The sequence below is a fragment of the Nocardia sp. NPDC051832 genome (assembly GCF_040681285.1).
Classification (GTDB): domain Bacteria; phylum Actinomycetota; class Actinomycetes; order Mycobacteriales; family Mycobacteriaceae; genus Nocardia.
In genome coordinates this window covers 436933-462560 of record NZ_JBFAYL010000003.1, presented here as the reverse complement: position 1 = coordinate 462560, position 25628 = coordinate 436933, and the positions used below count along the sequence as shown (strand labels likewise).

27 protein-coding genes are annotated in these 25628 nt (G+C 67.5%); 13 read left to right on the top strand and 14 right to left on the bottom strand.

The window, feature by feature from the left end; all coding sequences use genetic code 11:
* Nucleotides 1-30: 30 nt before the first annotated feature.
* Genes AB0M14_RS19930 through AB0M14_RS19915 form a run of 4 tightly spaced genes read right to left on the bottom strand, consistent with a single transcriptional unit; the run spans nucleotide 31 to nucleotide 3538 of the window.
* Complete coding sequence (locus AB0M14_RS19930; protein WP_364997015.1) at nucleotides 31-1122, bottom strand: ABC transporter substrate-binding protein; 1092 nt, start codon at nucleotides 1120-1122, stop codon at nucleotides 31-33.
* A gap of 54 nt (nucleotides 1123-1176) precedes the next feature.
* Nucleotides 1177-1974: an ABC transporter permease subunit gene (locus AB0M14_RS19925; protein ID WP_364997013.1), complete on the bottom strand. Its 798-nt coding sequence runs from the start codon at nucleotides 1972-1974 to the stop codon at nucleotides 1177-1179.
* Nucleotides 1971-2717 (bottom strand): ABC transporter permease subunit, encoded by a 747-nt coding sequence (locus AB0M14_RS19920; protein ID WP_364997011.1) that lies wholly within the window; start codon nucleotides 2715-2717, stop codon nucleotides 1971-1973. Before AB0M14_RS19920 ends, AB0M14_RS19925 begins: the two co-directional genes overlap by 4 nt.
* Nucleotides 2714-3538 carry an ABC transporter ATP-binding protein gene (locus AB0M14_RS19915; protein ID WP_364997009.1) on the bottom strand — a complete coding sequence of 275 codons (825 nt, stop codon included), beginning with the start codon at nucleotides 3536-3538 and terminating at the stop codon, nucleotides 2714-2716. Before AB0M14_RS19915 ends, AB0M14_RS19920 begins: the two co-directional genes overlap by 4 nt.
* A gap of 119 nt (nucleotides 3539-3657) precedes the next feature.
* Between AB0M14_RS19915 and pnuC the strand changes: the two genes are divergently transcribed.
* A complete protein-coding gene (gene pnuC / locus AB0M14_RS19910) occupies nucleotides 3658-4323 on the top strand; it encodes a nicotinamide riboside transporter PnuC (RefSeq protein WP_364997006.1) in 666 nt (221 codons plus the stop codon).
* On the opposite strand, the gene AB0M14_RS19905 is transcribed toward pnuC, so the two are convergent.
* The 5 genes from AB0M14_RS19905 to AB0M14_RS19885 form a co-directional block, all read right to left on the bottom strand.
* On the bottom strand, nucleotides 4320-5111 hold the full coding sequence (locus AB0M14_RS19905; protein WP_364997003.1) for a DeoR/GlpR family DNA-binding transcription regulator: 792 nt from the start codon (nucleotides 5109-5111) through the stop codon (nucleotides 4320-4322). The genes pnuC and AB0M14_RS19905 overlap by 4 nt on opposite strands.
* Nucleotides 5112-5199: 88 nt before the next feature.
* Complete coding sequence (locus tag AB0M14_RS19900) at nucleotides 5200-5844, bottom strand: TetR/AcrR family transcriptional regulator (RefSeq protein ID WP_364997000.1); 645 nt, start codon at nucleotides 5842-5844, stop codon at nucleotides 5200-5202.
* A gap of 89 nt (nucleotides 5845-5933) precedes the next feature.
* Nucleotides 5934-6827: a carbohydrate ABC transporter permease gene (locus AB0M14_RS19895; protein WP_364996997.1), complete on the bottom strand. Its 894-nt coding sequence runs from the start codon at nucleotides 6825-6827 to the stop codon at nucleotides 5934-5936.
* Nucleotides 6824-7678 (bottom strand): sugar ABC transporter permease, encoded by an 855-nt coding sequence (locus tag AB0M14_RS19890; RefSeq protein WP_364996994.1) that lies wholly within the window; start codon nucleotides 7676-7678, stop codon nucleotides 6824-6826. Before AB0M14_RS19890 ends, AB0M14_RS19895 begins: the two co-directional genes overlap by 4 nt.
* Nucleotides 7679-7770: 92 nt before the next feature.
* Nucleotides 7771-9021: an extracellular solute-binding protein gene (locus AB0M14_RS19885; protein WP_364996991.1), complete on the bottom strand. Its 1251-nt coding sequence runs from the start codon at nucleotides 9019-9021 to the stop codon at nucleotides 7771-7773.
* 158 nt (nucleotides 9022-9179) lie between these two features.
* On the opposite strand from AB0M14_RS19885, the gene AB0M14_RS19880 reads away from it, so the two are divergent.
* The 5 genes from AB0M14_RS19880 to AB0M14_RS19860 all read left to right on the top strand — a co-directional run bounded on the left by AB0M14_RS19880 (nucleotide 9180) and on the right by AB0M14_RS19860 (nucleotide 14264).
* Nucleotides 9180-10121 (top strand): sugar isomerase, encoded by a 942-nt coding sequence (locus tag AB0M14_RS19880; protein ID WP_364996988.1) that lies wholly within the window; start codon nucleotides 9180-9182, stop codon nucleotides 10119-10121.
* 169 nt (nucleotides 10122-10290) lie between these two features.
* Complete coding sequence (locus AB0M14_RS19875) at nucleotides 10291-11229, top strand: ROK family protein (RefSeq protein ID WP_364996985.1); 939 nt, start codon at nucleotides 10291-10293, stop codon at nucleotides 11227-11229.
* Nucleotides 11230-11332: 103 nt separating this feature from the next.
* Nucleotides 11333-12490, top strand: coding sequence for an amidohydrolase family protein (locus AB0M14_RS19870; protein WP_364996982.1), 1158 nt, complete (start codon nucleotides 11333-11335; stop codon nucleotides 12488-12490).
* Nucleotides 12487-13425, top strand: a complete 939-nt coding sequence (locus AB0M14_RS19865) for a hexose kinase (RefSeq protein WP_364996980.1) — start codon at nucleotides 12487-12489, stop codon at nucleotides 13423-13425. Before AB0M14_RS19870 ends, AB0M14_RS19865 begins: the two co-directional genes overlap by 4 nt.
* Nucleotides 13426-13436: 11 nt before the next feature.
* On the top strand, nucleotides 13437-14264 hold the full coding sequence (locus AB0M14_RS19860; protein WP_364996977.1) for a class II fructose-bisphosphate aldolase: 828 nt from the start codon (nucleotides 13437-13439) through the stop codon (nucleotides 14262-14264).
* Nucleotides 14265-14275: 11 nt separating this feature from the next.
* On the opposite strand, the gene AB0M14_RS19855 is transcribed toward AB0M14_RS19860, so the two are convergent.
* Together AB0M14_RS19855 and ramB are read right to left on the bottom strand one after the other, a co-directional pair.
* Nucleotides 14276-14548 (bottom strand): hypothetical protein, encoded by a 273-nt coding sequence (locus AB0M14_RS19855; RefSeq protein WP_364996974.1) that lies wholly within the window; start codon nucleotides 14546-14548, stop codon nucleotides 14276-14278.
* A gap of 58 nt (nucleotides 14549-14606) precedes the next feature.
* Nucleotides 14607-16013 carry an acetate metabolism transcriptional regulator RamB gene (gene ramB, locus AB0M14_RS19850; RefSeq protein ID WP_364996971.1) on the bottom strand — a complete coding sequence of 469 codons (1407 nt, stop codon included), beginning with the start codon at nucleotides 16011-16013 and terminating at the stop codon, nucleotides 14607-14609.
* 93 nt (nucleotides 16014-16106) lie between these two features.
* On the opposite strand from ramB, the gene AB0M14_RS19845 reads away from it, so the two are divergent.
* The 6 genes from AB0M14_RS19845 (at nucleotide 16107) to AB0M14_RS19820 (ending at nucleotide 21305) form a co-directional block, all read left to right on the top strand.
* The gene (locus tag AB0M14_RS19845) at nucleotides 16107-17699 is read left to right on the top strand and encodes an ATP-dependent DNA ligase (RefSeq protein WP_364996968.1); all 1593 of its coding nucleotides are present in this window, start codon (nucleotides 16107-16109) and stop codon (nucleotides 17697-17699) included.
* 236 nt (nucleotides 17700-17935) lie between these two features.
* Nucleotides 17936-19069 carry a lipase family protein gene (locus AB0M14_RS19840; protein WP_364996965.1) on the top strand — a complete coding sequence of 378 codons (1134 nt, stop codon included), beginning with the start codon at nucleotides 17936-17938 and terminating at the stop codon, nucleotides 19067-19069.
* A gap of 82 nt (nucleotides 19070-19151) precedes the next feature.
* Entirely contained in the window at nucleotides 19152-20372 is a 1221-nt protein-coding gene (locus AB0M14_RS19835; protein ID WP_364996962.1) for an inorganic phosphate transporter, read from the top strand.
* Between the two features lie 10 nt (nucleotides 20373-20382).
* Nucleotides 20383-20667 carry a hypothetical protein gene (locus tag AB0M14_RS19830; RefSeq protein ID WP_364996959.1) on the top strand — a complete coding sequence of 95 codons (285 nt, stop codon included), beginning with the start codon at nucleotides 20383-20385 and terminating at the stop codon, nucleotides 20665-20667.
* Between the two features lie 11 nt (nucleotides 20668-20678).
* Nucleotides 20679-21008, top strand: a complete 330-nt coding sequence (locus tag AB0M14_RS19825; protein ID WP_364996956.1) for a DUF3349 domain-containing protein — start codon at nucleotides 20679-20681, stop codon at nucleotides 21006-21008.
* A gap of 9 nt (nucleotides 21009-21017) precedes the next feature.
* Nucleotides 21018-21305 (top strand): DUF3349 domain-containing protein, encoded by a 288-nt coding sequence (locus AB0M14_RS19820; protein WP_364996954.1) that lies wholly within the window; start codon nucleotides 21018-21020, stop codon nucleotides 21303-21305.
* On the opposite strand, the gene AB0M14_RS19815 is transcribed toward AB0M14_RS19820, so the two are convergent.
* From AB0M14_RS19815 to AB0M14_RS19805, 3 genes are read right to left on the bottom strand one after another with little or no spacing between them, the layout of a single operon-like run.
* Nucleotides 21299-21736 carry a PIN domain-containing protein gene (locus tag AB0M14_RS19815; RefSeq protein WP_364996952.1) on the bottom strand — a complete coding sequence of 146 codons (438 nt, stop codon included), beginning with the start codon at nucleotides 21734-21736 and terminating at the stop codon, nucleotides 21299-21301. The two genes, AB0M14_RS19820 and AB0M14_RS19815, sit on opposite strands and share 7 nt — an antisense overlap.
* Nucleotides 21703-21954 (bottom strand): AbrB/MazE/SpoVT family DNA-binding domain-containing protein, encoded by a 252-nt coding sequence (locus tag AB0M14_RS19810; protein ID WP_364996949.1) that lies wholly within the window; start codon nucleotides 21952-21954, stop codon nucleotides 21703-21705. Before AB0M14_RS19810 ends, AB0M14_RS19815 begins: the two co-directional genes overlap by 34 nt.
* 57 nt (nucleotides 21955-22011) lie before the next feature.
* Nucleotides 22012-23838 carry an acyl-CoA dehydrogenase gene (locus tag AB0M14_RS19805; protein WP_364996947.1) on the bottom strand — a complete coding sequence of 609 codons (1827 nt, stop codon included), beginning with the start codon at nucleotides 23836-23838 and terminating at the stop codon, nucleotides 22012-22014.
* A 470-nt stretch (nucleotides 23839-24308) separates the two neighbouring features.
* Here AB0M14_RS19805 and urtA point away from each other — a divergent pair, with 470 nt between their 5' ends.
* Nucleotides 24309-25583, top strand: coding sequence for an urea ABC transporter substrate-binding protein (gene urtA / locus AB0M14_RS19800; RefSeq protein WP_364996945.1), 1275 nt, complete (start codon nucleotides 24309-24311; stop codon nucleotides 25581-25583).
* Nucleotides 25584-25628 lie beyond the last annotated feature (45 nt).

Here is a 25628-nt window from a genome sequence, read left to right as displayed (position 1 = left end):
GGCGCCGCGTAGTTCGGCGCCGCACGGTGCTCACATCAGGCCAGGGTTCTCCGCGTACACCTCACGCAGTACCGACAGGTCGAACAGCTGCTCGGCCTTGATGTCGATCTTGGCCGACCGCAAGGCGGCGATGTTCTGCTCCACCAGCTGCTCGGTCATGGTGAACAGCCCGTTGGCCTTGGTGTCGGCCGAGACGACCAGATCGTTCTGCGCCGTAGCCTCTTTGGTCTGCTCGGCGAGGTCGAGCTTCTGATCCTTGCCGTAGATCTCGACCGCCAGCCGCGCGGCCTCGGCCGGGTTCGCGACCGCGTCCTTCCAACCCTTGATCTCGGCGACCAGGAACGCCTTCAGCTTGTCGCGCTCGGAGTCGATGGTGGACTGCTTCACCGTCAGCGTCTCCGCCACCAGCGGCAGGTTGAAGTCGGCGAACAGGAAGTTGGTGTTCGCGAAACCCTTGGCGGCCAGGGTGATCGGCTCGTTCGTGACGTAGCTGACCCAGCCGTCGACCTCGCCGTTGGCCAGCGGTGTCGGGTCGTACTGGGCCGGCACGATCGTGACGTCCCCGGGCTGCATGCCGTTCGCCGCGAGCAGTGCCGCGAAGATCAGCTGGTTGGTGTCCTGCACGCCGATTCGGCGGCCCTTCATCTCCTGCGGCGACTTGATCGGCTTGCCCGCGGAGCTGACGATGCAGAACGGGTTCTTCTGGAAGGTGGTGGCGACGATCTTGGCGGGCAGGCCCTCCAGGATCGCGGGCGCGGTGGTCTGCGGTGCGGACAGGCCCAGCCACACCTTTCCGGTGTCCAGCCCGGCCTCCACCGAGGTGGCGGCCGCGCCGCCGGCGATCAGGTCGACCGACCCGAACCCGGCCTCCTTGAAATAGCCCTTCTGGTCGGCGAAGTACTCGCCGGCGAACTCGATGTTCTTGATCCAGGACAGCTGGATGGCGACCGACCCGTGCTTGGAACCGTCGGGCTTGCTGCCGCCCGGGGTGTCGGCGGCGTCGGCGCCGCAGGCGGCGAGTATTCCGGCGCCGCCGAGGGCGGCACCGGTCAGCGCGGAGTAACGAAGAAAGGAGCGACGATTCAGAGCCGTCCCGAACGAAGAGCGTTGCACGGGGTTCATGCGCTGAATCTAGGTCGACACCGTTTCCAACACTTTAAGCGCACGTTCCAGACGTCACCGTCGTCCGGCCTCCGGGCCGAAACGCTCCAGCACGAGGTTCTCGATCACGCCGACGATGGCGTACAGCACCACCGAAACGATGGTGACCAGCACGATCGAGGCCCACAGCTTGTTGTACTGAAAGGTCGGGATGGCGCGGATGATCCCGGCTCCGAGACCCGTTCCGCTGCCCAGCCATTCCCCGATCAGCGCGCCGATCAGCGCGCCGGGCACCGAGATGCGCGCGGCCGCGAACACCGAGGGCAGCGCGGCCGGTATCGCGACCATGCGCAGTCCGGTCCAGCGCGAGCCACCGTATGCCGCAACCACATCCATGGCTTGCCTGGGGGCGTTGCGCAACCCGGCCATGATCATTACCAACGCCGGGAAGAGCACCACGATCGCCGCCATCACGGTCACCCCGCCCAGGCCCCGGCCGAAGATCAGCACGATGATCGGGGTCAGCGCCACCAGCGGCACCGACCGCAGGATCATGGCCACCGGCATGAAGGTCTGCTCGACGGTCGCGAAGGAGACGAACAGCGCCGCCGCGACCAGCGCCACCGCCATGCCGACGGTGAACCCGATGCCGGCGTCGCGCAACGTGATCTGCAGTTCGTCGCCGATCACCTGGCGGGCGTTCGCCGCGCCGGGTGCGGTGACCAGGTAGCGCCAGATATCGCCCGGCGATTTGCCCACCCGCGGTCCGACCTGCGGGAAGGCCTTCAAGAAGACGTACCAGATCAGGAACATCAACAGCATCGAGGTGAGCAGCGGGAACAGGAAGCGCCCGATTCTGCGCAGCGCGTTCATCGTGCCTCCTGCGTGGTCCACGGGGCGACCAGGCGGGCCACCAGAGCGACGAGGAGATACCCGAGCCCGGCCAGGGCGGCGGCCGCCAGCGCCATGCCCCAGGTGCGCGGCACGTTGTAGGCGGTCTGCGCGGCGGTCAGGGCGACACCGATGCCGCTGTCCACGCCGCCGAGATACTCACCGAGGATCGCGCCGAGCACCGCGGACGGCGCGGCGATCTTCAAGGCGGCGAAGGTACTCGGCAGCGCCGAGATCAACTGCACTCGGTACAGCCGCTGCCAGCGGCCGCCGCCGTAGGCGCGTACCAGGTCCAGGCTGGTCCGGTCGGCCGAGCGCAAGCCCGTCACCGTGCCGACCATCGTGGTGAAGAAGCAGTACATCGCCGCGAGGAACACCGTCGGCGTGCGGCCGCCGAACACCACCAGAATGATCGGGCCGAGCGCGAGCAGCGGAGTGCAGTAGCTGAGGATGGCCAGCTGGGTGGCCAGCGATTCGATCGGCGGAATCAGCATCACCAGCACGGCCAGGCCGATGGCGAGCGCGTTGCCCCACAGGAAACCTTGCAGCGCGCCCTGCGCGGTGATCTGGAAATTCGGTCCGTAGAGACCCCAGCCGTCGGTGTACATGGTGTGCAGTACGCGCCACGGTGTCGGGACGGTGCCGCCCGCGACACCCATGGCCGCGACGATCCACCACCCGCCGATCAGCGCGGTCCCGCCGAGGAGTCCGCCCAGCCGTTTCATGCGACGCCGCCCTTGCCGGACTTCCCGAAGAGCAGTTCGGACAGGTAGTCGTGCAGCTTGTGGAACTCGGGCGTGCGCATCATCTCCGGTAGTCGCGGGCGCGGCAGGTCGATTTCGACCAGTTCCAGCACCTTGCCCGGACGCGGGCTCATCACCGCGACCACGTCGGAGAGGAACACCGCTTCGGCGATGCCGTGCGTGACCATCAGCGTGGTGGCGGGCTTTTCGGTCCAGATCCGCAGCAGTTCCAGGTTGAGTTTCTGCCGGGTCATGTCGTCGAGTGCGCCGAAGGGTTCGTCGAGCAGCAGCACGGTCGGCTTCACCACGAGCGCGCGGGCGATCGAAACCCGTTGGCGCATACCGCCGGACAGCTGCGCCGGTTTCGCCTTCTCGAAGCCCTCGAGGCCGACCAGCCGCACCAGGTCGGCGATCTGTTCCGGATCCGGCTTCAGGCCCGCGACCTGCAACGGCAGCTTGATGTTGGATTCCACGGAGCGCCAGGGCAACAGCGCCGAATCCTGGAAGGCGATGCCCAGTTCGTGCCGGCCGATCAGCTGCGCCGGGGTCTGCCCATCGATCAGCGCTTTGCCCGAGGTCGGCTGCTCCAAGCCCGCCAGGATCCGCAGCACCGTCGACTTGCCGCACCCGGACGGACCCAGCAGCGACAGGAACGCGCCCTGATCGGTGTGCAGGTCGACCGAGTCCAGCGCCGGCACGGTTTTGCGGCCGACCCGGAAGGTTTTCGTCAGTCCGCTGATATGAATCCCCGTGCCTCCCGGGGCCTCCGGCCGCTGCACATCAGGGTCGATCTCCGTGCTCATGCCGGTCACCCTAGAAGGGGCCGGTTGCACGGACATTGCGCATCGAGCTCCCAGATTGCGCGAGCGTTACGCCGGGCGCGTGCCGGAAGGGTTCGGTCCTGCTGGTAGTTGTACCTCTGGTGAACCCGATATACGCGCTACTCGACGCCAAACTGCATATCGCGGGCTCGGAGATCCTGTGGCGCGAGGTGATCGGCAACGGGTTCGGGCTGGCCTCGGCGGTCGGCGGGATGCGGCGGCGAGTGTGGGCCTGGCCGGTCGGCATCGCCGGCAACGCGCTGCTGTTCACGGTGTTCGTGGGCGGGGTCTTCAATACGCCGCAGCAGCTGAACATGGCGGGGCAGGCCGGGCGGCAGTTGATGTTCATCGCGGTCAGCGTGTTCGGCTGGTATCAGTGGTATCGCCATTCCCGCGAGACGGGGCTGGAGCATCGGGGCGTCGATCCGCGCTGGGCCACCGCCAAGGAACGCGGGTTTCTGGTGCTGGCGATGCTGCTCGGCACCATCGCCTTCGCGCAGCTGTTCGAGTGGCTCGGCTCCTACGGGCCGTGGGCCGAGGCATGGATCTTCACCGGATCGGTGCTGGCCACCTATGGCATGGCGCGCGGGTGGGCGGAATTCTGGCTGATCTGGATCGCGGTCGACATCGTCGGCGTGCCACTGCTGTTGCGAGCCGGCTACTACCCGTCGGCCGTTCTCTACATCGTCTACGCCGGTTTCGTCGCTTGGGGTTTCAGCGTCTGGGCCCGCTCGCTGCGCCCGGCGCGGCCGGTGTCCGCCGGCTAGACCAGATCGACCCGCACGCCCGCGGCCCGGATCTCGGCAACGGCCGCGGGATTGGCGTCGGTATCGGTGACCAGGACGTCGACCTGATCGATCCCGCAGATCCGGGCCAGCGCGGTGCGCTCCAGCTTGTCCGCCGTCGCCACCACCAGGACTTGACGGGAGCGGCGCACCATTTCCGTGGTGACACCGGCCTCGTCGATGTGCCGGCACTGCGCGCCGCCGTCGGCGGTGATCGCGTTGACGCCCAGAATCAAGGAGTCCAGGCGCAATTCGGCCAGCGCGCGTTCGGCCAGCGGCCCGTGCAGTTCGTAGGACTCCCGGCGCGCGACACCGCCGAGGCAGATCGTGCGCAGATGCGGCCGGAGCACCATCTCGCCCGCGATGTTCAGCGCGTTGGTGACGATGGTGAGCTGATCGCCGCCGGCTTCGGCGAGGTCAGTGCGGCCGGCCAGCGCGCGAGCCACCGCGGTCGTCGTGGTGCCGCCGTTGATCCCGACCACCGAGGACGGCTCGACCAGCCCCGCGGCGTGTTCGGCGATGCGCTGCTTGGCCTCGCCGCCGGTCTGCCGGTAGCGGGTGGGCAGGTCGTAGGCGACGGAGGTGGCGACCACACCGCCGTGCGTCCGGGTGGCGAGCTGCTGTTCGGCGAGCGCGGTGAAGTCGCGGCGCACGGTGGCCGGGGACACGCCCAAGCGCTCGGCGGCCTCCTCCACCGACAGCCGCCCGGATTCGGCCAGCAACTCCAGCAGCCGGTTCCACCGCTGCGGGCGGTCGATCGGCCCGGTCATCGCACACCGCCCCGGCATACGGACATCTGAAGTTCCACGGCACCAATCTGACCACACGGCGCGGTGCTGCCCACGCGTGGCAACGAGCTCAGTGCGAGCCGAGGCCGCAATTGACGAAAAACGCTATCTCCTCGCAGATTTCGTCGAGCGAGATCGACGCGCCCGGGACGGTGGTCTGCACCAGCTCCTGGGCCAGTGCGTTGACCGAACCGATCACGGCCAGGGCGAACAGATCGAAGCGCCGGGACTTGATCTCGCCACGTTCGGCCGCGCGCCGGGCCTCGCCGACCAGCAGCGAGGCGAGCAGCCGGCGCTGTTCCCGGCGCCAGTCCTCGACCACCGGGCTGACGCCGACCACCTCGACATACAGCACCCGGGCCGAGCGCTGGTTCGCGCAGGTCACGGCGAGATAGGAGCGGAAGGCGCCGATCACCCGGACCGAAAGCCCGGCCCCGCGATTGCGAGTGAGCGAGGCGATCGCCTGGTCGACCGCGTCCGAGGAGATCCGGTTGACCAGCGCGATCAGCAGCGCTTCGCGACTGCCCATGTCTTCGTAGAAGCTGCGCGTGGACACATTCGCGGCAGTGCACAGCCGTTCGATGGGTGTGCTGGCGTAACCCCGGGTGCCGAACAGTTCGAGGGCGGCGTCGATCAGCCTGGTCCGGCGCTGGGCCACTCGCTGTTCCTTGGACAGTCCAGCGTAGTTGCGTCCACCCCTCGGGTCCCCGGCCACGCCTCGAGTTTACCGCGCGGACCGGGCCTGACAGCGCTGCGGACAAGCAGATGACCGCAGATACACCGTTGCGCGGCAACATCTCTCGATCACTTCACGCTGCCGGCGGTGAGCCCGGCGACGAGGCGCTTCTCGATTAGCGCGAACAGGATGACGACCGGGATGATGCCGACGGTGGAGATGGCGAACACGTAATGCCATGCGGTGTCGTACTGCCCGACGAATTTGGTCAACGCGACCGACAGCGGCTGGTTCTCCGGCGTGGTCAATACCACCAGGCTGGCGGCGAATTCGTTCCAGCAGGCCACCACGGTGAAGATGGTCGCGGTGACGATGCCCGGCCACACCAGCGGCAACGAGACCTTGGTGAGGATCTGCCAGCGGCTGAGCCCGTCCAGTTGCGCGGCCTCCTCGATCTCCACCGGCACCGAGGCGAAGAAGCTGTGCAGGATCCACACCGCGAAGGACAGATTGAACGCGGCGTTCACCAGGATCATGGCCAGCCAGGTGTCGTTGATGCCGAGGGTGAAGAACTCCCGGATCAGGCCGGTGACCAGCACCGTCGGCTGCATCATCTGCGTGATCAGCACCAGCCCGAGGAACACCGCGCGGCCCGGAAAGCGGCGTCGCGCCGTGTAATACGCGGCAGGGATGGCCACCACCAGCACCAGCGCGGTGGCGAACACCGAGATGATGATGGTGCTCACCAGATTGAACGGCAGCGGCGTCTCGGGGGTGTCCCACATCGTGGCGTAGTTGTCCGGATGCCAGGACTCGGGCAGGTAGGTCGGCGGAATGCGCAGCATCTCGGCCGCGCTCTTCAACGAGCCGAGCACCATCACCACGAACGGCAGCAGGAACAGCGCCGCGATGACGACGCCGATCACCGTCAGGCCCCAGCGCCGGCGCGGAGCTTTCTCGACCACCGGCGGCTTCGGCGAAATCGCTTGGGACACTGGCTTTTCGGTTACCGAGTTCGTCACGCGTCGACCTCCCGCGTCGGCTTGATCACCTTCACGTAGATCGCGATGATCACCATGATCAGCACGAAGTTGAGCACGCTCATCGCGGCCGCCGTGTCCAGCTGCTGGTTCTGCTGGATCAGCTTGAAGGTCAAGGTTGTCGTGGTGTCCGCGCCGAAACCCGCGATGCTGCCGGTGAGCACCTTCAGGATCGGCAGCGAATTGAAAGCGTTGATGATGTTGATGATGGTGGCCACCGCGATGGCCGGACGCAGTTGCGGCAGCAGCAGATGCCAGTAGCGCTGCCACGCGCTCGCGCCGTCGACCCGGCCCGCCTCCACGATCTCGGCCGGAATGCCTTGCAGCCCAGCCAGAATCGTGTACGTCGTGAATGGGATGGAAACGAATACGCCCACCACGATGGCGACGATGAAGGCCTGCGTCGGCTGCTTGGTGAAACCGTAACCGCGATCCAGCAAGCCGATGTCGACCAGGAACCGGTTCGCGATGCCCACATCCGGATCGAGCATGTAGTAGAAGATCGTCGTGGTCATGACCACCGACGCGGCCCAGGGCACCAGGATCGCCATCCGCACCGCGGTGCGCCCCGGGAACTGCTTGTTCAGGAACTGAGCCAGCGCCGCCGACAACACCAGGGTGATGCCGACGACCGCCGCCACCCACACCACGGTGTGCAGCAGCACCGAGCCCAGTTCCTCGATCTCGAACAGGGCGCGGTAGTTGCCCAGCCCGGCCGAGCCCCGGTCCTGGCCGTACTGGCTCAGGTCCCGGGTACTCGTCCACAGCATGTAGCCGACCGGGAAGGCGACGATCGCGATGATGAGCACCAGGGTCGGACCGATCCAGGGCAATGCGCCCAGGGTTTGCCTGGCCCTCGAACTACGTTGACTCACAACCACTTAACGCCCTCCACACACCGAGACAACTACCGCCACCGCCACGACTACTTCGCGGCGTCCTGAATTTTGGTCAGCACCGCGGCCGGATCGGCGCCCTGCGCGATCGTGCCCATCTGCTGCCGGATCGCGCCCTGAGCCGGACCCCACTTCGGGTTGTTGCTCGGGTAGAACTGCGCCACCGGCAGGGTCGCCGCGAACGCCTTGGTCACCGGGTCACCAGCCAGTTTCGCCGCACCGCTGTTGGTGATCGGGATGAAGCCTTCCTTCTGCACGAAGCCGGAGTAGACGTCGGCGGTGTAGAAGAAATCGACGAACTTCTTGATCGTCTCGGCCTTCTTGCCGTCCTTCTTGAACGCCATCAGGTGATCGGCGACGCCGAGGGTGACCGGCTGACCGGTCTTGGTGGGCGACGGCGCGGTCGAGTACTTCAGCGCGGCGTTCTTGGACTGGATCTGGCCGATGGTGGGCGGCAGGCCCTCGATCATGCCGATCTTGCCCTGGATGAAGGCGTTGATCACGTCCTTGCGGTCGGTCGCGCCCGGATTCGGCTGTGTCACACCGGCGTCGACGAGCGCGCGCATCGCCTTCACGCCCTCCAGGTTGGCCGGGGTGTCGACGGTGATCTTGTCGCCGTCGGCCCACTTGCCGCCCGCACCGAACGTCCAGATCGAGGTCTCACCCTGGGCCTCCTCACTGCCCAGGGGAAGTCCGTAGCCGGACACGCCGTCGCCGAGGGCCTGGATCTTCTTGGCGGCCTCGGTCAGCTCGTCCCAGGTCTTCGGCGGATTGGCGACGCCGGCGCGCTGGAACAGTTCGGTGTTGTAGAACAGGGTGCGGGTGGAGGCGAACAGCGGCAGCGCGAACTGCGTCCCGTTCAGCGAGGCGTTCTTGGCGAAGCCCGGCTGAATGTCGGACAGCGTTGCCGGCGAGGCGATCTCGGCAGCCGGGAACAGCATGCCGTCACCGGCGAAGCTGGCGTAGGCGTCCACGTTGAGCAGGTCCGGGGTGGTCGACTTGTCCTGCAGCTTGGTGCGGATCACGTCGTTGATGGTGTCCCAGGACTCCATCTGCAGGTTCACCGTGACGTCAGGGTGCTTCTTCTTGAACTCGGCGATGATGCCGTCCCACAGGGCCTTGGTGCCGGTGGCGCCGTCGCTGTAGGTGGGAGCCAGGAAGTTGATCGTGGTGTCGGAGTCGGCCTTGTCGTCGCCGCCGAAACCACAGGATGTGACTGCCAGGGCGACGCCGGTGGACATCGCGATTCCCGCGAGCACTCCGCGGAATGTTCTTTTCACGAGCAGAACCTTTCAATTTGCACCCGGCACAGGCCGGACCCGCCGATGATGGGGAGCAACCCACCGCCTTGCCAGATAATCTAACCCGCGCGGTGCTCGTTTGTGACTGATTTGGTTGTAAAGTTGACATGAACGATCACCGGGGTGATTCTGGGAAGGTGCCGACCTCCGCTCACACCTCCGCAGACACGCCTGGTCACTCCGCAGGCTCCGCCACGCACCTCGCCGCCGAGGTCTCGACCCAGCCGGACGACTGGGCGCGGGCCGCCGCCACCGCCGCCGCACATCGCGCCGTCCTGCCGCAACCCGGCGAACGCGTCGCCGTCGTCGGCTGCGGCACCTCCCTGTTCATGTCCCGCGCCATCGCCGCCCTGCGCGAAGAAGCCGGTCAGGGCCTGACCGACGCCTGGCCCGCCAGTCAGCTGCGCCTCGGCCGGGAATACGACCGCTACCTGTTCATCTGCCGCTCCGGCACCACCACCGAGGTGGTGCGGGCGATGGAGCAGATCCCCGCACACATTCCGCGCACCGTCATCTGCAGCAGCCCCGGCACCCCCGTGCTCGACCTGGGCGACGCCATCCTCATCGACGAGGTCGACGAAAAGTCGGTGGTGCAAACCCGATTCGCGACGACGACGCTGGCGATCCTGCGCTGGCACCTGGGCGAAGACCTCGCTCCGGTCATCGCGCAGGCCCGCGAGGTGCTCGCCGAAGACCCGGCCGAAGCACTGGCGTCGGTGCGCCGCGCCGAGCAGATCAGCTTCGTCGGCATGGGTTTCGCCGCCGCCATCGCCGACGAGGCGGGCCTGAAACTGCGCGAATCCTGCCAGGCCTGGACCGAGGGCTACCTCGCCACCGAGTACCGGCACGGACCGATCAGCATCGCCGCCCCCGGTCGCGCGGTGTGGGCTTTCGGCGCGCTGGAACCCGGCTTCACCGAGGACGTCGCCGTGACCGGCGCACACCTCGAGCATCGCGATATCGACCCGATGGCGGATCTGGTTCGGGTGCAGCAACTCTGCCTGCTGCGCGCCGCCGACCTCGGCCTCGACGCCGACCACCCGCGTAACCTGAACCGCTCGATCATTCTCGATCAGTGAACCGCCGCGCCATGCAGTCCGACGATACGGAATCCACGGCGGGCCGACGCGGTACCGGGCACCGCCGGTGCAGCGTCCCCGGCCAGGCCCGCCGCCCAGGATCACCGGCCGGGATCGCGGTTGCCGAGGAGGCGGGGAACCGCGAGTTCAGACCGCTAGGGTCACGGACATGCTGACGATCCCCGCCACCGCAGTTCCGGAGGACGCGCTGGTCCTCGCGCTGGACGTCGGCGGTACCACCATGAAGGGCGAGGTCACCGACTCCGCCGGCGCCGTGCTGGCTTCCGGCGTGCTCGAAACACCCCAGGGCGAAGCGGCTTTCGAGACGATGGGCGTGCTCGGCGACCGGTTGCTCGCCGAGCTGACCACCGAACAGCGGGCGTCGGTAGCCCGGGCGTCGGTAGTGCTGCCGGGCATCATCGATACCGCCCGCTCCATCGCCGTGTTCAGTGCCAACGTCGGCTGGCGCGACGTGCACATCGGTGATCGATTCAGCTCGCGCTGGAATATGCCGGTGCTCATCGAACACGATGTCGCCGTGGCGGGCTGGGCCGAATGGCGCTTCGGCGCGGGCCGCGGCCACGACGACGTGTGCGTGGTCATCCTGGGCACCGGCATCAGCGGAACCCTCTCCGTCGGCGGCAGATTGGTGCGCGGCGGCATCGGCCAGACCGGCGAATACGGCCACATCTCGGTCCGGCACGACAACGGCCTGCCCTGCGCCTGCGGCAACACCGGCTGCGTGGAAACCGTCGCCTCGGGCGCGTCCATCGCCCGCGCCTACGCCACACGAACCGGCCGAACCGCGAGCGCCGCAGAGATTTTCGCCCTCCGCGACACCGACACCGACGCGAAGGCGGTGCTCGCCGACGCCGTCGACGCCCTCGCCGACGGCCTGGTCGGCCTGATCCACGCCACCTGCCCGGAACTGATCATCCTCGGCGGCGGCCTCGCGGGCGCCGGCGCGGCCCTGACCGACCCCCTCCACCAAGCACTCACCGAGCGCCTCCGCCTGGTCCCCGCACCGGCGGTGGTGCTCGGCGAGTTCGGTGCGCGCGCGGGGTTGGCGGGCGCGGCCTTGTTGGCCCGCCACGGAGAGCTCGCGTGAACCCCCGCCGCGACCACTGGATCGAAACCAGCCGAAACCACCCGGCCCAGCCGCGAATTGGCCTGGTTGAGCTGTGTGGCGAAGCCCTGGAGGTCGGTACGTGATGGCGGCCCGCGAGTTCGCGGTGCGTGGGCGGGTGGTGTCGGCGTCACACCTGCTCGATGACGGCGTGGTCAGCGTCGTCGGGGATCGAATCACGAACGTACAGTCGTTTGCTGAATGGCTCGCCGCACATCCTGGTTCGCCGGAACCGGCGTTCGAAGGGACTGTCTTGCCCGGGCTGGTGGACATCCACAACCACGGCGGTTTCGGGCATCGGTTCGACACCGTCGATGCCGCGGAGGCGCGGGCGGCGGCGGAATTTCATCATTCGCAGGGCACGACCACCGTGGTGGCGAGTGTGGTCACCGGGGCCGCGGCCGACATGGTCGCGCAGACGACGGTGTTGCGGGAGCTGGCCGACGACGGCTTGATCGGCGGAATCCACGCCGAGGGACCGTTTCTCGCGGTCGCGCGGTGCGGGGCGCAGGATCCTAGGTTCCTAATCGATCCCGACCCGCAGCTGGCCGAGCAGTTGATCGCGGCCGCCGGTGGGCACCTGCGGATGATGACGATCGCGCCCGAACTCCCGGGCTATCCGACAGTGGCGCAGCTGCTTTCGGAGCACGGAGTGGTCGTCGCGCTCGGCCACACCGACAGTGACTTCCGCTCGTTCCGGGAAGCTTTGCGGCCGAGCGGGTTCGGCGACCTCGTCACGCACCTCGCCAACGGCATGCCCACGCTGCACCACCGGTCGGCCGGTCCGGTGGCCGCCGCGATGGTTGCCGCGGCCGCGGGCGACGCGGTGGTCGAGCTGATCGGCGACGGCGTGCATATCGATTCCGGCTTCGCCGCACTGGTTTTCGCTACCGCGCCCGGCCATGTGGCGTTGATCACAGACGCGATGCAGGCGGCGGGCATGCCGGACGGCGAGTATCGGCTCGGGCCGCAGTCCGTGCGGGTGCTCGACGGCATCGCGCGGGTGCCGAGCGGATCCATCGCCGGCGGCACATCCACCCTGTTGCGATGCGTGTCGTGGGCCGTCACGGAATGTCATGTGCCGCTGCGGGACGCGGTGTGCGCGGCGACCGCCGTGCCGGCGGCGGCGGCCGGGCTGACCGACGTCGGTGACCTGCGAACACGGCAGTTCGCCGACTTGGTCATAGCCGATGACGATCTGCACTTGCGCCGGGTGCTCAGACGTGGACAGTGGTTGTCGTGATCCTCACCGTGACAATGAATCCCGCCTACGACATGACCTATCGCGTGGAGCGTTTCGAACGCGGCCAGGCGCACCGCGTGCGCTCGGTCGAGCAGCGCATCGGCGGCAAGGGCATCAATGTCACGAGAGTGCTGAACCAGCTCGGAAAGTACGCGCGTGCAACCGGTTTCGCGGACCATGCGTTCGCCGCGGCCGCCGAGCTGGAGATGCCGGTGGATTTCGTGCACGCACTGCCCTGGGTGCGGCGCACCGTGGTGATCAGCGAATCCGACGACGGCACCGCCACCGCGCTCTGGGAGCCGGGCGCGCGCGTCTCCAATCCGCATGCCGCCGAACAGCTCACGATCCGGGTCGCGGGCCTGCTCCCCGACATCAACGGCCTCGTCATCTCCGGCTCCCTACCCGGCGGGATCGATCCGGGCCTGCCCGCCGAGATCGCCCGCATCGCCGTCGAGGCCGGCGTTCCGACGATCTGCGACGTCGACGGCGAGGCGCTGCGCCTGGCCGCCGAGATCCCCGGCGTCGTCCTCATGCCCAACACCGAAGAGCTGGAACGCCTCACCGGCTTGGTCCCCGTCACCCCCGACGAGATCGTGCACGCGGTCCGCCCGCTGCTCAAACGCGGTGTCGCCGCCATCATCGCCACCCGGGGCGCCGAAGGCATGATCGCCATCACCCCCGAAGGCGCCTGGGTCGCCGAACTCCCCGAGGTACTCGCCGGGAACCCCACCGGCGCGGGTGATTCCGCCGCCGCCGCGGTCATCGCCGCCCTGTCCGAACGCGGCGACCCCGACTGGCCGGCCATCCTCACCAATGCCGTCGCCACCTCCGCCGCCGCCGTCGTCATTCCCGTGGCCGGCGAAATCGATCGCTGCCTGCGGACCCGCATCGCCCCGGCCGTCGTCGTCGAAAAGCTAGCCCGAACCACCACCTAGGAGTCTCCCCCATGCCGTTGACGCCAGTACCCGAACTGATCACCGCCGCCCGCCCCGGCGGTTTGGGTGCCTTCAACGTCATCACCCTGGAACACGCCGAGGCCATCGCCACCGCCGCCGAAGCCGCGAATCGCCCTGCGGTCCTGCAAATCTCGGAGAACACCGTCAAATACCACGGCAGCCTGGCGCCGCTCGCCCTGGCCTGCCTGCGCATCGCCGCCGACAGCACCGCCCCCCTCGCCGTCCACCTGGACCACGCCACATCCTTCGAACTGATCACCGCCGCGGCCGAACTCGGCATCACCTCGGTCATGTACGACGGCTCCACCCTGGACTACGCCGCGAACGTCGCCGCCACCAAGGACATCGCCGCCTGGTGCCACACCCGCGACATCTTCCTCGAAGCCGAACTCGGCGAAGTGGGCGGCAAAGACGGCGCCCACGCCCCCGGCGCCCGCACCGACCCCGCCGAAGCCGCCGACTTCGTAGCCGCCACCACCGTCGACGCCTTGGCCGTAGCCGTCGGCTCCTCCCACGCCATGCACACCCGCACCGCCGAACTGGACAACGACCTCATCGCCCGACTATCCGCCAAGGTCCCCGTCCCCCTGGTCCTGCACGGCTCCTCCGGCGTCCCCGACTCCGGCCTCAGCGCCGCCATCCACCACGGCATGACCAAAATCAACCTCGCCACCCGCCTGAACATCCAGGCCACCACCGCCCTCCGCACCGCCCTCACCCCGGACACGACCCTCTCCGACCCCCGCAAATACCTCACCCCCGCCCGCACCGCCATCCAGTCGGAGGTAACCCACCTCCTCCACCTCCTGGCGACCTGAGATCTTTGCGGTCACGACCTCCGGACGACGTCGGCCATCCATTTGTCGGCGGCTTCGCGGGTCCAGCTGAGACTGATGTCGGCGCCGTGGAATTCGCGGGCGTATTCGGTGAGCATTTCGGTGGCCGATTGCCTGGCTTGGAAGGCGGTGGCGTCGGCGGCGACGCGGTAGAGGTGGCCGCAGACCATGGAGTTCTCGGTGAAGATGCTGTGCCGCCAGCCTTCCGGGGTGGCGTAGATGTACATGCCGGTGGGCATCTCGTAGCGCGGTTCCGGCTGGGTCATGGGTGCTCCCCCCGACGTGTCCCGTGCATGGATCGCCGACCAGCCTAACCGCGAGAGCCTATTTCAGCACGTACGGCGAAACGGAGCTGCGGTGTTCGGAGATGTCGAGCACCTTGCCCAGCGGCGGGAAGGCGCGCTGCGGGCAGTTGGTGCGCTCGCAGACTCGGCAGCCCGCACCGATCAAAGTGGGTGTGGCCAAGTCCAAGTCGATGCCGTCGGCGTAGACGACGCGGGCGGCGTGCCGCAGTTCGCAGCCCAGGCCGATGGCGAAGGTCTTGCCGGGCTGGCCGTAGCGGGTGGCGCGGCGCTCGACTGTTCTTGCCACCCACAGGTATTTGCGGCCGTCGGGCATCTGGGCGATCTGGGTCATGATCTTGCCGGGGTAGGCGAAGGTCTCGTAGACGTTCCACAGCGGGCAGGTGCCGCCGCTGGAGGAGAAGTGGAAACCGGTGGCGGACTGGCGTTTCGACATGTTTCCCGCCCGGTCGACGCGGACGAAGGAGAACGGCACGCCCCGGAGCTTCGGCCGTTGCAGGGTCGAAAGCCGGTGGCAGATGGTCTCGTAGCTCTGGGTGAAGAAGGCCGACAAGCGCTCGATGTCGTAGCGGAAGTCCTCGGCGACCTCGTGAAAGTGCGTGTAGGGCAACACGGTCGCGGCGGCGAAGTAGTTGGCCAGGCCGAGCATCGCCAGCTTGCGGGAGTCCTCGGTGGCGAAATTGCCTTCTTCGACCAGCTTTTCGAGCAGTTCGGCGCATTCGAAGTAGGCGAGTTCGGCGGCAAGCTTGAAGGTGCGCTGCCCGCCGGACAGGTGCGGCGCGATCTCCAGCACTCGGGCCTCGGGGTCGTAGCGGTGCAGCACGCCCTCGCCGAGGTCGATGCGCTCCACGATCCGCACGTCGTGGTCGCGCAGCAGCCGCGCGATCTCCCGGTTCACGTCGCCGCCGTGGAACCGGATCCGGTCGGTGAGTTTCTCCGCGGCCGTGTCCAATTCGTGGATGTAGTTCTGCCGCTGATAGAAGAAGTCACGAACCTCCTCGTGCGGCTTGCTGATCGCGGCGCTGCCGGAGCCGTCGGCGAAGCGGTCCTCGGTGGCGGCGGCCAGCTGGGCGCTGGTGTTGCGGTAGCGGTTGTGCATGTTGACCAGCGCACGGGCCATGCTCGGGTGCGCGGAGACCATGTCGGCGATCTCCTGGGTGTCGGCTTCGATGCCGAGCTCCTGGTCCATCACCACCTCTTGGAGTTCGGCGATGAGCCGGGTGTCGTCCTGGGAGGAGAAGAAGGTGGCGTCGACGCCGAACACTTCGCTGATCTTCAGCAGCACCGGGACGGTGAGCGGGCGGACATCGTGCTCGATCTGGTTGAGGTAACTCGCCGAGATCTCCAGCTTGGTGGCCAGTGAGACCTGACTCAGTCCCCGCTCGGTCCGCAGCTGACGTAGCCGCGCCCCGACATAAGTCTTGGCCATATGTCCAGTTTAAGCGCCATTTCGCACCCCTGCCAATACAGAATTAGCAGCCGAGCTGAGCCAATTGTCACAGGGGCGCGCTACGGTCGATGGGTGCTGCTCTCGGATGTCGTCCAGGCTTCGGAGACCGTTCGCGCCACCCGGTCCCGGAAGACGAAAATCGCCACCTTCTCCGCGCTGCTCGCCGCCGCCACGACGGAGGAGCTGGCGCCGGTCGTGGCGTGGGTCTCGGGCGAACTGCGGCAGGGCCGCATCGGCACCGGCTGGCGCACGCTCACCGGGCTGGACGGCAGTCCCGCAGCCGGTGCGACGCTGACGGTTTCGGGCGTCGACCAGGCGTTCAGCGAACTGGCCGAGGTCTCCGGAAGCGGCTCGGCCACCCGCCGCAAGGAGTTGCTGACCGCGCTGTGGTCCGCCGCGACCACGGCGGAACAGGGCTTTCTCCTGCGCCTGTTGACCGGCGAGATCCGGCAGGGCGCGCTCACCGCGATCGTCGCCGAAGCGGTGGCCGCGGCCGCGGAGGTTCCGGTCGACCTGGTCCGCCGCGCGTACATGCTGTCCGGGCAACTCCCGGTCACCGCCGCGGCCGCGCTCACCGGGGGCGAGTCGGCCCTCAGAGAGTTCCGGCTGGAAGTGGGCCGGCCGATCCAGCCGATGCTGGCCTCGCCCGGCGCCTCGCTGGACGAGGTGCTCGCCGAATTCGAGGGCGAGGTGACCGTCGAGCACAAGATGGACGGCGCCCGCATCCAGGTGCACCGTGACGGCGAGCAGGTGTGGGTCTTCACCCGGACGCTGCGGGACATCACCGACCGCGTGCCCGAACTGGTGGCGTTGGTCGCCGCGCTCGACTGCACCAGCGTCGTGCTGGACGGAGAAACCTTGGCGCTCACCGATTCCGGCCGGCCACGCCCGTTCCAGGAGACGATGAGCCGCTTCGCGACCTCGGTACTCACCCCCACCGCAGCCGCCCCCGACGCCCCCGGCACCGCGGTTGCTGGCGCGGCGGTCTCCGAGTCCGACGCGGCGACGGTGACCAGAGAACTGCTCCTGCACCCGTACTTCTTCGACTGCCTGCATCTGGACGGCACAGACCTGCTCGATTCCCCGCTGGCCCGCCGCCGCGCCGCCCTGACCAAGGTGGCCTCCGAATACAGCATCCCGGCGCTGATCCGCCCGGACGCGGAAGCCGCCGCCGAATATTTCGACGGCGTCCTGGCCTCCGGCCACGAGGGCGTCATGATCAAATCGCTGAGCGCGCCCTACGCCGCGGGCCGCCGCGGCCGGGCCTGGCAGAAGATCAAACCGACACACACCCTGGACCTGATGGTGCTCGGCGCCGAGTGGGGCTACGGCCGCCGCACCGGCTATCTGTCGAATCTGCACCTGGGCGCGCGCGATCCGGAATCGGGCGAACCGGTGATGGTGGGCAAGACCTTCAAGGGCCTGACCGACGCGCTGCTGGGTTGGCAGACAGCCGAATTCCCGCGGCACGAGCGCGCCCGAGACGAGCACACCGTGTATCTGCGGCCCGAGCTGATCGTCGAAATCGCCTTGGACGGTGTCCAAGTGAGCCCGCGCTATCCCGGCGGGGTGGCGCTGCGCTTCGCCCGCGTCGTCCGCTATCGCCCCGACAAGGGTCCCGCCGACGCCGACACCATCGACACTGTTCGCGCTCTATTGCCCTGACAACGAGCACATCTCCGAATCCTTCGGTGCGCTTCCCCGGAAAGCCGTGGTCAATGGACCAGACTGTTCGCGGGATTGGTCCGATACGCGTTCGGAACGGGGTCTCGGCATTGCGAAAGTGGTTGCGAAAGACGGCGCCCAGAGCCGTCGTCCTACTAGCGGTGATGTGCGTCGGCGGTGCTACCGCCGCACAAGCGACGCCGGTCGAGGAGATAGAGAAGCTAGCGAGACCGGTGGTGCGCGATCCGGCGACGGTGTTGCCGACGCCCATCGGTGATCCGTTCTACGATCCGCCCGCCGGCTTCGAGGAGACCGCGCCCGGCACCGTGCTCGCCACCAGAGTGGGCGGCATCGGGCTGACGCTCACGCCGGTGACCTCCACCGAACTGCTGATTCGTTCCACCGATGCCAAGGGTAATCCGGTGCCGGTGGTCGCGACACTGCTGGTGCCACAGGCCCCATGGACCGGACCGGGGGCGCGGCCGGTGGTTGCCTACAACGTCGCCATCGATTCCCTGGGCCACACCTGCGCCCCGTCCTATCAGCTACGCAAGGGCCCGTCGGCGGATCTGATCGCCGCGCAGATTCCGCTGGCCAAGAACTACGCGGTGATCGTGCCCGACCACGAGGGCCCCAGACAGGCCTACGCGGCCGGACGAATGGCCGGTCACGCGGTTCTGGATTCGCTACGCGGGTCGGTCAGCAGCCCCGGATTGGGCCTGAGCCCGGACTCGCCCGCGGTCGTCACCGGTTACTCCGGCGGCGCGATCGCCGCCGGTTGGGCGGCGCAGCTCGCCCCCGTCTATGCTCCGGAACTGGCTCTCGTCGGCGCCGTATTCGGCGGCGTCCCAGCCGATTTCGAACTTCTTCTGCACACCATGAGCGGCCATAACGCCGCCTCCGGTGTCTTCCTCGCCGCCGCCCTCGGGGTCGCCCGCGAGTACCCGGAGATGCTGTGGATGCTCAACGACAACGGCTGGCGCCTCGCGCAATTCTTCAAGGACCTCTGTTTCCCCGGCGAGGCGGTGCTGGGCGCGATCCTGCCGGTCCCCGCGGAAATGCTGACCGACGCGCCGGACCCCCTCGAGGACCCGCTGATCCAGCGAATCCTGGCCGAGAACCGGATGGGCGAGACCGCCCCGGCCGTGCCGGTGTACATCTATCACGGCACGCACGAGCTGTGGGTTCCGCTCGAAGGAGCGGAGAACCTCTACGACGACTGGTGCGCGCAGGGGGTGCCGGTACAGCTCGACATCTTCCCGGGCGAGCACATCATCGCGGGGTTCGTGGGGATCCCGGAAGCGAACGCGTGGATCGACAGATTGTTCGCGGGCGACCGGCCACAGGGCTGCCAGAAGGCGCGGCGGTGAGGATCCACGTTAGCTCATACGCTGGGCGCGACATACGGCAACCGCATGGCAATCCGGACAGACCATACGGGAGACTGGACACGTGACCGCCGAATTACTGGTACTCGTGATCGTCATCGTCACGGCACTCGCCTTCGATTTCACGAACGGCTTCCACGACACCGCCAACGCGATGGCCACCTCGATCGCCACCGGGGCGCTGCGCCCGCGCGTCGCGGTCGCGGTCTCGGCGGTGCTGAACCTGATCGGCGCGTTCCTGTCGGTCGCGGTCGCCGCGACCGTGGCCAAGGGCATCGTGCAGCTCGACTCGGTGCACGGCCAAGACCTGCTGCGGATCGTGTTCGCGGGCCTGGTCGGCGGCATCCTGTGGAATCTGCTCACCTGGTTGTTCGGGTTGCCGTCGAGCTCCTCGCACGCGCTGTTCGGTGGACTGATCGGCGCCACCATCGCCTCGCTGGGCTGGGGCGGGGTGATCTGGACCGGTGATTCCCAGGGCGTGCTCACCAAGATCGTGCTGCCCGCGGTGCTCGCGCCGATCGTGGCCGCACTGGTGTCGGCCATCGGTACCCGCGCGGTCTACCGGATCACCCGCGGCTCCAACGAAGAGAAGGTCACCACCGGGTTCCGCTGGGGGCAGATCGGTTCGGCCTCGCTGGTCTCGCTCGCACACGGCACCAATGACGCGCAGAAGACGATGGGCGTCATCTTCCTGGCGCTGGTCGCGCACGGCACGCTCACCAAGGACGCGGAGATGCCGCTGTGGGTGATGGCGGCCTGTGCCGTCGCCATCGCGGCCGGCACCTACCTCGGCGGCTGGCGGATCATCCGCACCCTCGGCAAAGGCTTGGTCGAGATCGACTCCCCACAGGGCCTGGCCGCCGAATCCGCTTCCGCTGCGATCATTCTGACCTCGGCGCACTTCGGGCTGCCGCTGTCCACCACGCAGACCGCGACCGGCTCCATCCTGGGCAGCGGCCTGGGCAAGGGCGCCGAGGTGCGCTGGGGCGTGATGGGCAGGATGGTGGTCGCCTGGCTGCTGACCCTGCCGCTGGCCGGTGTGGCCGGCGCGATCTGCTGGGCCATCGCGCATTTCATCGGCGGGCTGGCCGGTGTGCTGGTCGTCTTCGCGATCCTGATCGCGCTGTCGACGCTGATGTGGCTGCGGTCCAAGCGCAACCCGGTCGACACGCACAACGTCAACGAGTGGCCAAGTTCGACCGAGGTCGTCAATGTCTCGGAGGTGGAGACCAAGGTGATCACCTCCACCGAGGTGCCCGCCGGTATCCGCTCGGCGAAGAAGTAGGAGAGCAGGCATGCATACGCTCACCACGAATCTCAAAGCCCTGTGGGATGTCACGCTCGCGGCGCTGATCCTCGGCGCCGGCTTGCCGATCATCTTCGCGGTCGGCGTGCGGCTGTGGTCGTCCGCGGATAGCGTTCAGTCCGACGGCAGCGCGGCCCGGCGTAACTATCCGGCCCTGGCCGGCGCGTGGGCCTGTTTCCTGCTGGTGCTCGCCGCGATCATCGTCGGCATTCTCTACACCGCGAAGGCCTTCCTCGCCGCCAAGTTCGGCATCCACTTGTTCGGACAGTCCTGAAGGGCGGCGCTATGACGGAACAACAGGCCTCACGGCAGAAACTACTCGGCCGCGTCATCGGCTGGCTGCGCGCTGGATACCCCCAGGGCGTCCCGCAATCGGATTACGTCGCGCTGTTCGCCGTGCTGCACCGCCATCTCACCGACTACGAGGTCGTGGCCATCGCCGAAGAGCTTGTCGCCGACCGCAACCCGAAGTCCGAGATCAGCCACGCCGATATCGAGACCGCGATCACCCGCTTCGCCATCGAACAGCCCGCACCGCAGGACGTGGCCCGCGTCGCCTCACACCTCGCCGCAGGCGGCTGGCCCCTGGCCACTCCGCTCACCGAGTCGGACTGACGAGCCGCCGTGCCCCCCTTCCTGCATGCCATCATCGAATGGCTGCGCGCCGGATACCCCGACGGTGTCCCGGAATCCGACTACATCCCCTTGATCGCCCTGCTCCGCCGCCGCCTCTCCGACGACGAAGTCCGCCTGATCGCCGCCGAACTCGCCAGCACCGGCGACTTCCCCGCCGACAAGACCGACATCCAGGTGATGATCACCAAGGTCACCAACGACATGCCCGCCGAACCCGACGTCGTCCGCGTCCAATCCCGCCTCGAAGCCCACGCCTGGCCGACCCCGGATCAGTGAGGCGCATCCTCGGGTTCGAGCCGGGTAACGCCCGGCACCTTGTCGATACCTCTGTCGAACGAGGCGATCGCCGATCCTGCTGATGCCTCGGCGAGAGCGACCAGGTACGCGTCCGCGAACGCCAGCCGGTGCTGTTCGTAGACATCAATGGTTCTGACCAGCAGGGCGGGATCGTTCGTGACGATGTTCCGAGAACCGATCATCGCTCTGGACAACGCGGCGACCTGCGGTCTCGGCACGCGGTAGACGCTCTGCATTACGTAGACGATCTCGGCCAGTATCAGGTCCGAGAGGTGCAACTCGTCGGCTTTCGCCAGGAACGCGGTCGCACGTCTGCCTGATTCCGGCGGGTCCTGCGTGAGATGGCGCACCAGGATATTGGTGTCGAGATAGACCGTCACGGCTCGTTCTCCCCCCACTGCGCGGCCCACGCCGCATTCCGGATCTCCTCCCAGGACTTGCCCTGAATCCGTGGGGGCACCGGCACACTCCCCGCCAATTCGAGCAGGTCCGGAGTCCGAGCCAGCACTACCACTTGCCCCTCCACACGGAAGTGGACGCTGTCTCCCACCTGCAGGTCCAAGGCATCTCGCACGGCCTTCGGCACCGTGATCTGCCCCTTGGACGTCAATCGAGCCAGCGCATCCATCACAGCCTCCTTACTTCCGGCATGAAGTAAGGATAGTTGCGAATCCCCGCTGATCGGCTAGAAGGCCGATTCGTCGAGGGCCATGATGTCGTTGTCGAGGGTGGCGAGGATGTCCTTGGTGGCGGTCAGTTCGGGGAGGACGTTCCTGGCGAAGAACGTGGCTATGGCTACTTTGCCCTGGTAGAAGGGGGTGTCCTTGGGGGTGGCGCCTTCGGAGAGGGCGGCGGCGGCGATTTCGGCCTGGGCCAGCAGGCGCCAGGCGATGAGGAGGTCGCCTACCGACATCAGGAAGCGGACCGAGCCGAGGCCGACCTTGTAGAGCTCGGCGGGGTCCTGCTGGGCGGCCATGAGGTAGCCGGTGAGGGTGGCGGCCATGGCGGCGACGTCGGATTGGGCGGTGGCGAGCAGGGCGCGTTCGGTGTCGAAGCGGCCGGTCTGGCCGTCCAGGAAGGCGGTGATCTGGCCGTTGATGTGGGCCAGGGCGGCGCCCTTGTCGCGAATGATCTTGCGGAAGAAGAAGTCCTGGGCCTGGATCGCGGTGGTGCCCTCGTAGAGCGAGTCGATCTTGGCGTCGCGGATGTACTGCTCGATCGGATAGTCCTGCAGGTACCCGGAACCACCGAAGGTTTGCAGCGATTCCGTGAGGTACTGGTAGGCGCGCTCGGAGCCGACGCCCTTGACGATGGGCAGCAGCAGGTCGTCGACACGGTGCGCCAGTTCGGCGTCGGCGCCCGAAACCAGTTCCGCCACATCGGCGTTCTGGTGGGCGGCGGTGTAGAGGTAGACCGCGCGCAGGCCCTCGGCGTAGGCCTTCTGCAGCGCCAGTGAACGACGCACGTCCGGGTGGTGGGTGATGGTGACGCGCGGGGCGGCCTTGTCGGCCATCTGGGTCAGATCGGCGCCCTGGACGCGAGTCTTGGCGTACTCCAGCGCATTCAGGTATCCGGTGGACAACGTGCCGGTCGACTTGATGCCGACCACCATGCGCGCGTTCTCGATCACCTGGAACATCTGGGCGATGCCGTTGTGCACCTCGCCGACCAGCCAGCCCTTGGCCGGCACCGCGCCGCCGAAGGTGACCTCGCAGGTCGGGGAGGACTTCAGGCCCATCTTGTGCTCGACGCCGGTGACATAGACGCCGTTGCGGTCGCCGAGCTCGAGGGTCTCGGAGTCGAAGAGGAACTTCGGCACGTAGAACAGCGACAGCCCCTTGGTACCGGGGCCGGCGCCTTCGGGCCGGGCCAGCACCAGGTGGAAGACATTGTCCGCGGTCTCGCCGACGTCGCCGCCGGAGATGAACCGCTTCACGCCCTCGATGTGCCAGGAGCCGTCCTCCTGCTTGATCGCCTTGGTGCGCCCCGCCCCGACATCGGAACCGGCGTCCGGCTCGGTCAGCACCATGGTGCCCTGCCAGCCGCGCTCGTATCCCTCGGTGGCCCAGCGCTTCTGCTCGTCGGTGCCGACGTTGAACAGCACCGAGGCCATCACGGGGCCCATGTTGAAGAAGCTGGCCGACGGATTGGCGCAGGTGATCATTTCCTGCACCGCCCAGACCACGGCGGCCGGCGCGGCGGTGCCGCCCATGCCCTCGGGCAGGCCGAGGCGGCTCCAGTCCGCTTCGCGCACGGCCTCGACGGTCTTGCGCAGCGGTTCGGGCACGGAGATCGAGTACGTAGCCGGGTCGTAGGTCACGGGGTCGCGGTCGGCCGGGGCGAAGGACTCGGCGATCGGCCCCTCCGCCAGCCGCTTCACCTCCGCGAGGATCTCGCGGACGGTGTCGGAATCGAGATCGCCGTAGGCGCCGGTGTCGAGGAGCTTGTCCAGTTCGAGGACCTCGAAGAGGTTGAACTCGAGATCTCGCGCGTTCGCCTTGTAGTGACCCACCGTGGTCCTCCCTGACTCACTGCCGCGGCCCCTGTAGCCACGAATTCGGGGTTCTGACGTTGTACAAAACGAAGAGTGCCGTACCGCTGTCGAGCTACGCAACCGTAGGCAAAACACTACGTCACCGTAGGTTTCCCAGGCCCGAAACGCGGTAGCCGTGAGATAACTGTGACCTTCGCAAGTGCTCCCGGCAACCTTTTCGTACACCTCCCGGAACTCCTTGCGGTGAGCACTAATTCACCTGGACGAAACGCTCGCAACGGACTCGTCACCGAGAGATATTCCGCCGCAACAACTTCTGGCTACCGTTCGGATCACGAATACAGCCGCTGTATACAGCGCGGTCCACAGGCCGCCGCGGCGACCCGCGAGCAGCCGTTACGGACCGTGCCGGTGCCGCAGGCGGGCGTATTCGGCACGGCGCATCCAGCGCCGCCGCTCCACCTGATGAAGTTAGAAGGGTTCGCCCCATGCCAGAATCCCGTGCCGCCCGCCGGCAACATGCCCGCCTGACCAAAATCTTGGTCGCGCCCACCGCGCTGGCGCTCGCCGGCCTGTTGCTGACCGCCTGTGGCGCCAAGGACGACGCCGCCACCGGCTCGAGCGCCGCCTCGTGCGTCGACACCTCCAAAGACTCGATCAAAGTCGGTTCGCTGCACTCGCTTTCGGGCACGATGGCGATCTCCGAAGTCACCGTCGCCAACTCCACCAAGCTGGCGGTCGACCAGATCAACGCCGCCGGCGGCGTGCTGGGCAAGAAGATCGAACTGGTACTCGAGGACGGCGCTTCGGACCCGAAGACCTTCGCCGAAAAGGCCGAGAAGCTGATCAGCTCCGACTGTGTCGCGGCGGTGTTCGGCGGCTGGACCTCCTCCAGCCGCAAAGCCATGAAGCCGAAATTCGAGAGCCTGAACTCGCTGCTCTACTACCCGGTCCAGTACGAGGGCCTGGAAGACAGCAAGAACATCTTCTACACCGGCGCGACCACCAACCAGCAGATCATCCCGGCGCTGGACTACCTGAAGCAGAAGGGTGTGACGTCGCTTTACCTGGTCGGCTCGGACTACGTCTTCCCGCAGACGGCCAACCGCGAGATCAAGGCGTACGCGGCGGCCAACGGCATCGAGATCAAGGGTGAGGACTACACCCCGCTCGGCTCCACCGATTTCTCCACAATCATCAACAAGGTGCGCAGCGCCAAGGCCGGTGCGGTGTTCAACACCCTCAACGGCGACTCCAACGTCGCGTTCTTCCGCGAGTACACCAACGCGGGCCTGAAAGCCGCCGAGATGCCGGTGGTTTCGGTGTCCATCGCCGAGGAGGAGGTCGCGGGCATCGGCGCGCAGAACATCGCCGGCCAGCTCACCGCCTGGAATTACTACCAGACCGTCGATTCGCCGGTGAACAAGAAGTTCGTCAGCGACTACAAGGCCGCCTTCGGCGCCGACAAGCCGACCTCGGACCCGATGGAAGCCGCCTACGCCTCGGTCTTCCTGTGGAAGAACACCGTCGAGAAGGCCAAGTCCTTCCAGGTCGCCGACATTCAGGCCGCCGCCGACGGCGTCAGCTTCGAAGCGCCCGAGGGCCTGGTCACCATCGACGGCTCCAACCACCACATCACCAAGACCGCCCGGATCGGCGAGATCCGCCCGGACGGCCTGATCTACACGGTGTGGGACTCGGGCAAGGCCGTGCAGCCGGACCCGTACCTGAAGTCCTACGACTGGGCCAAAGGCCTGAAGTAGTTCGCCACGTGCCGGACCCCGGCCCGTCCTGGTGACGGGCCGGGG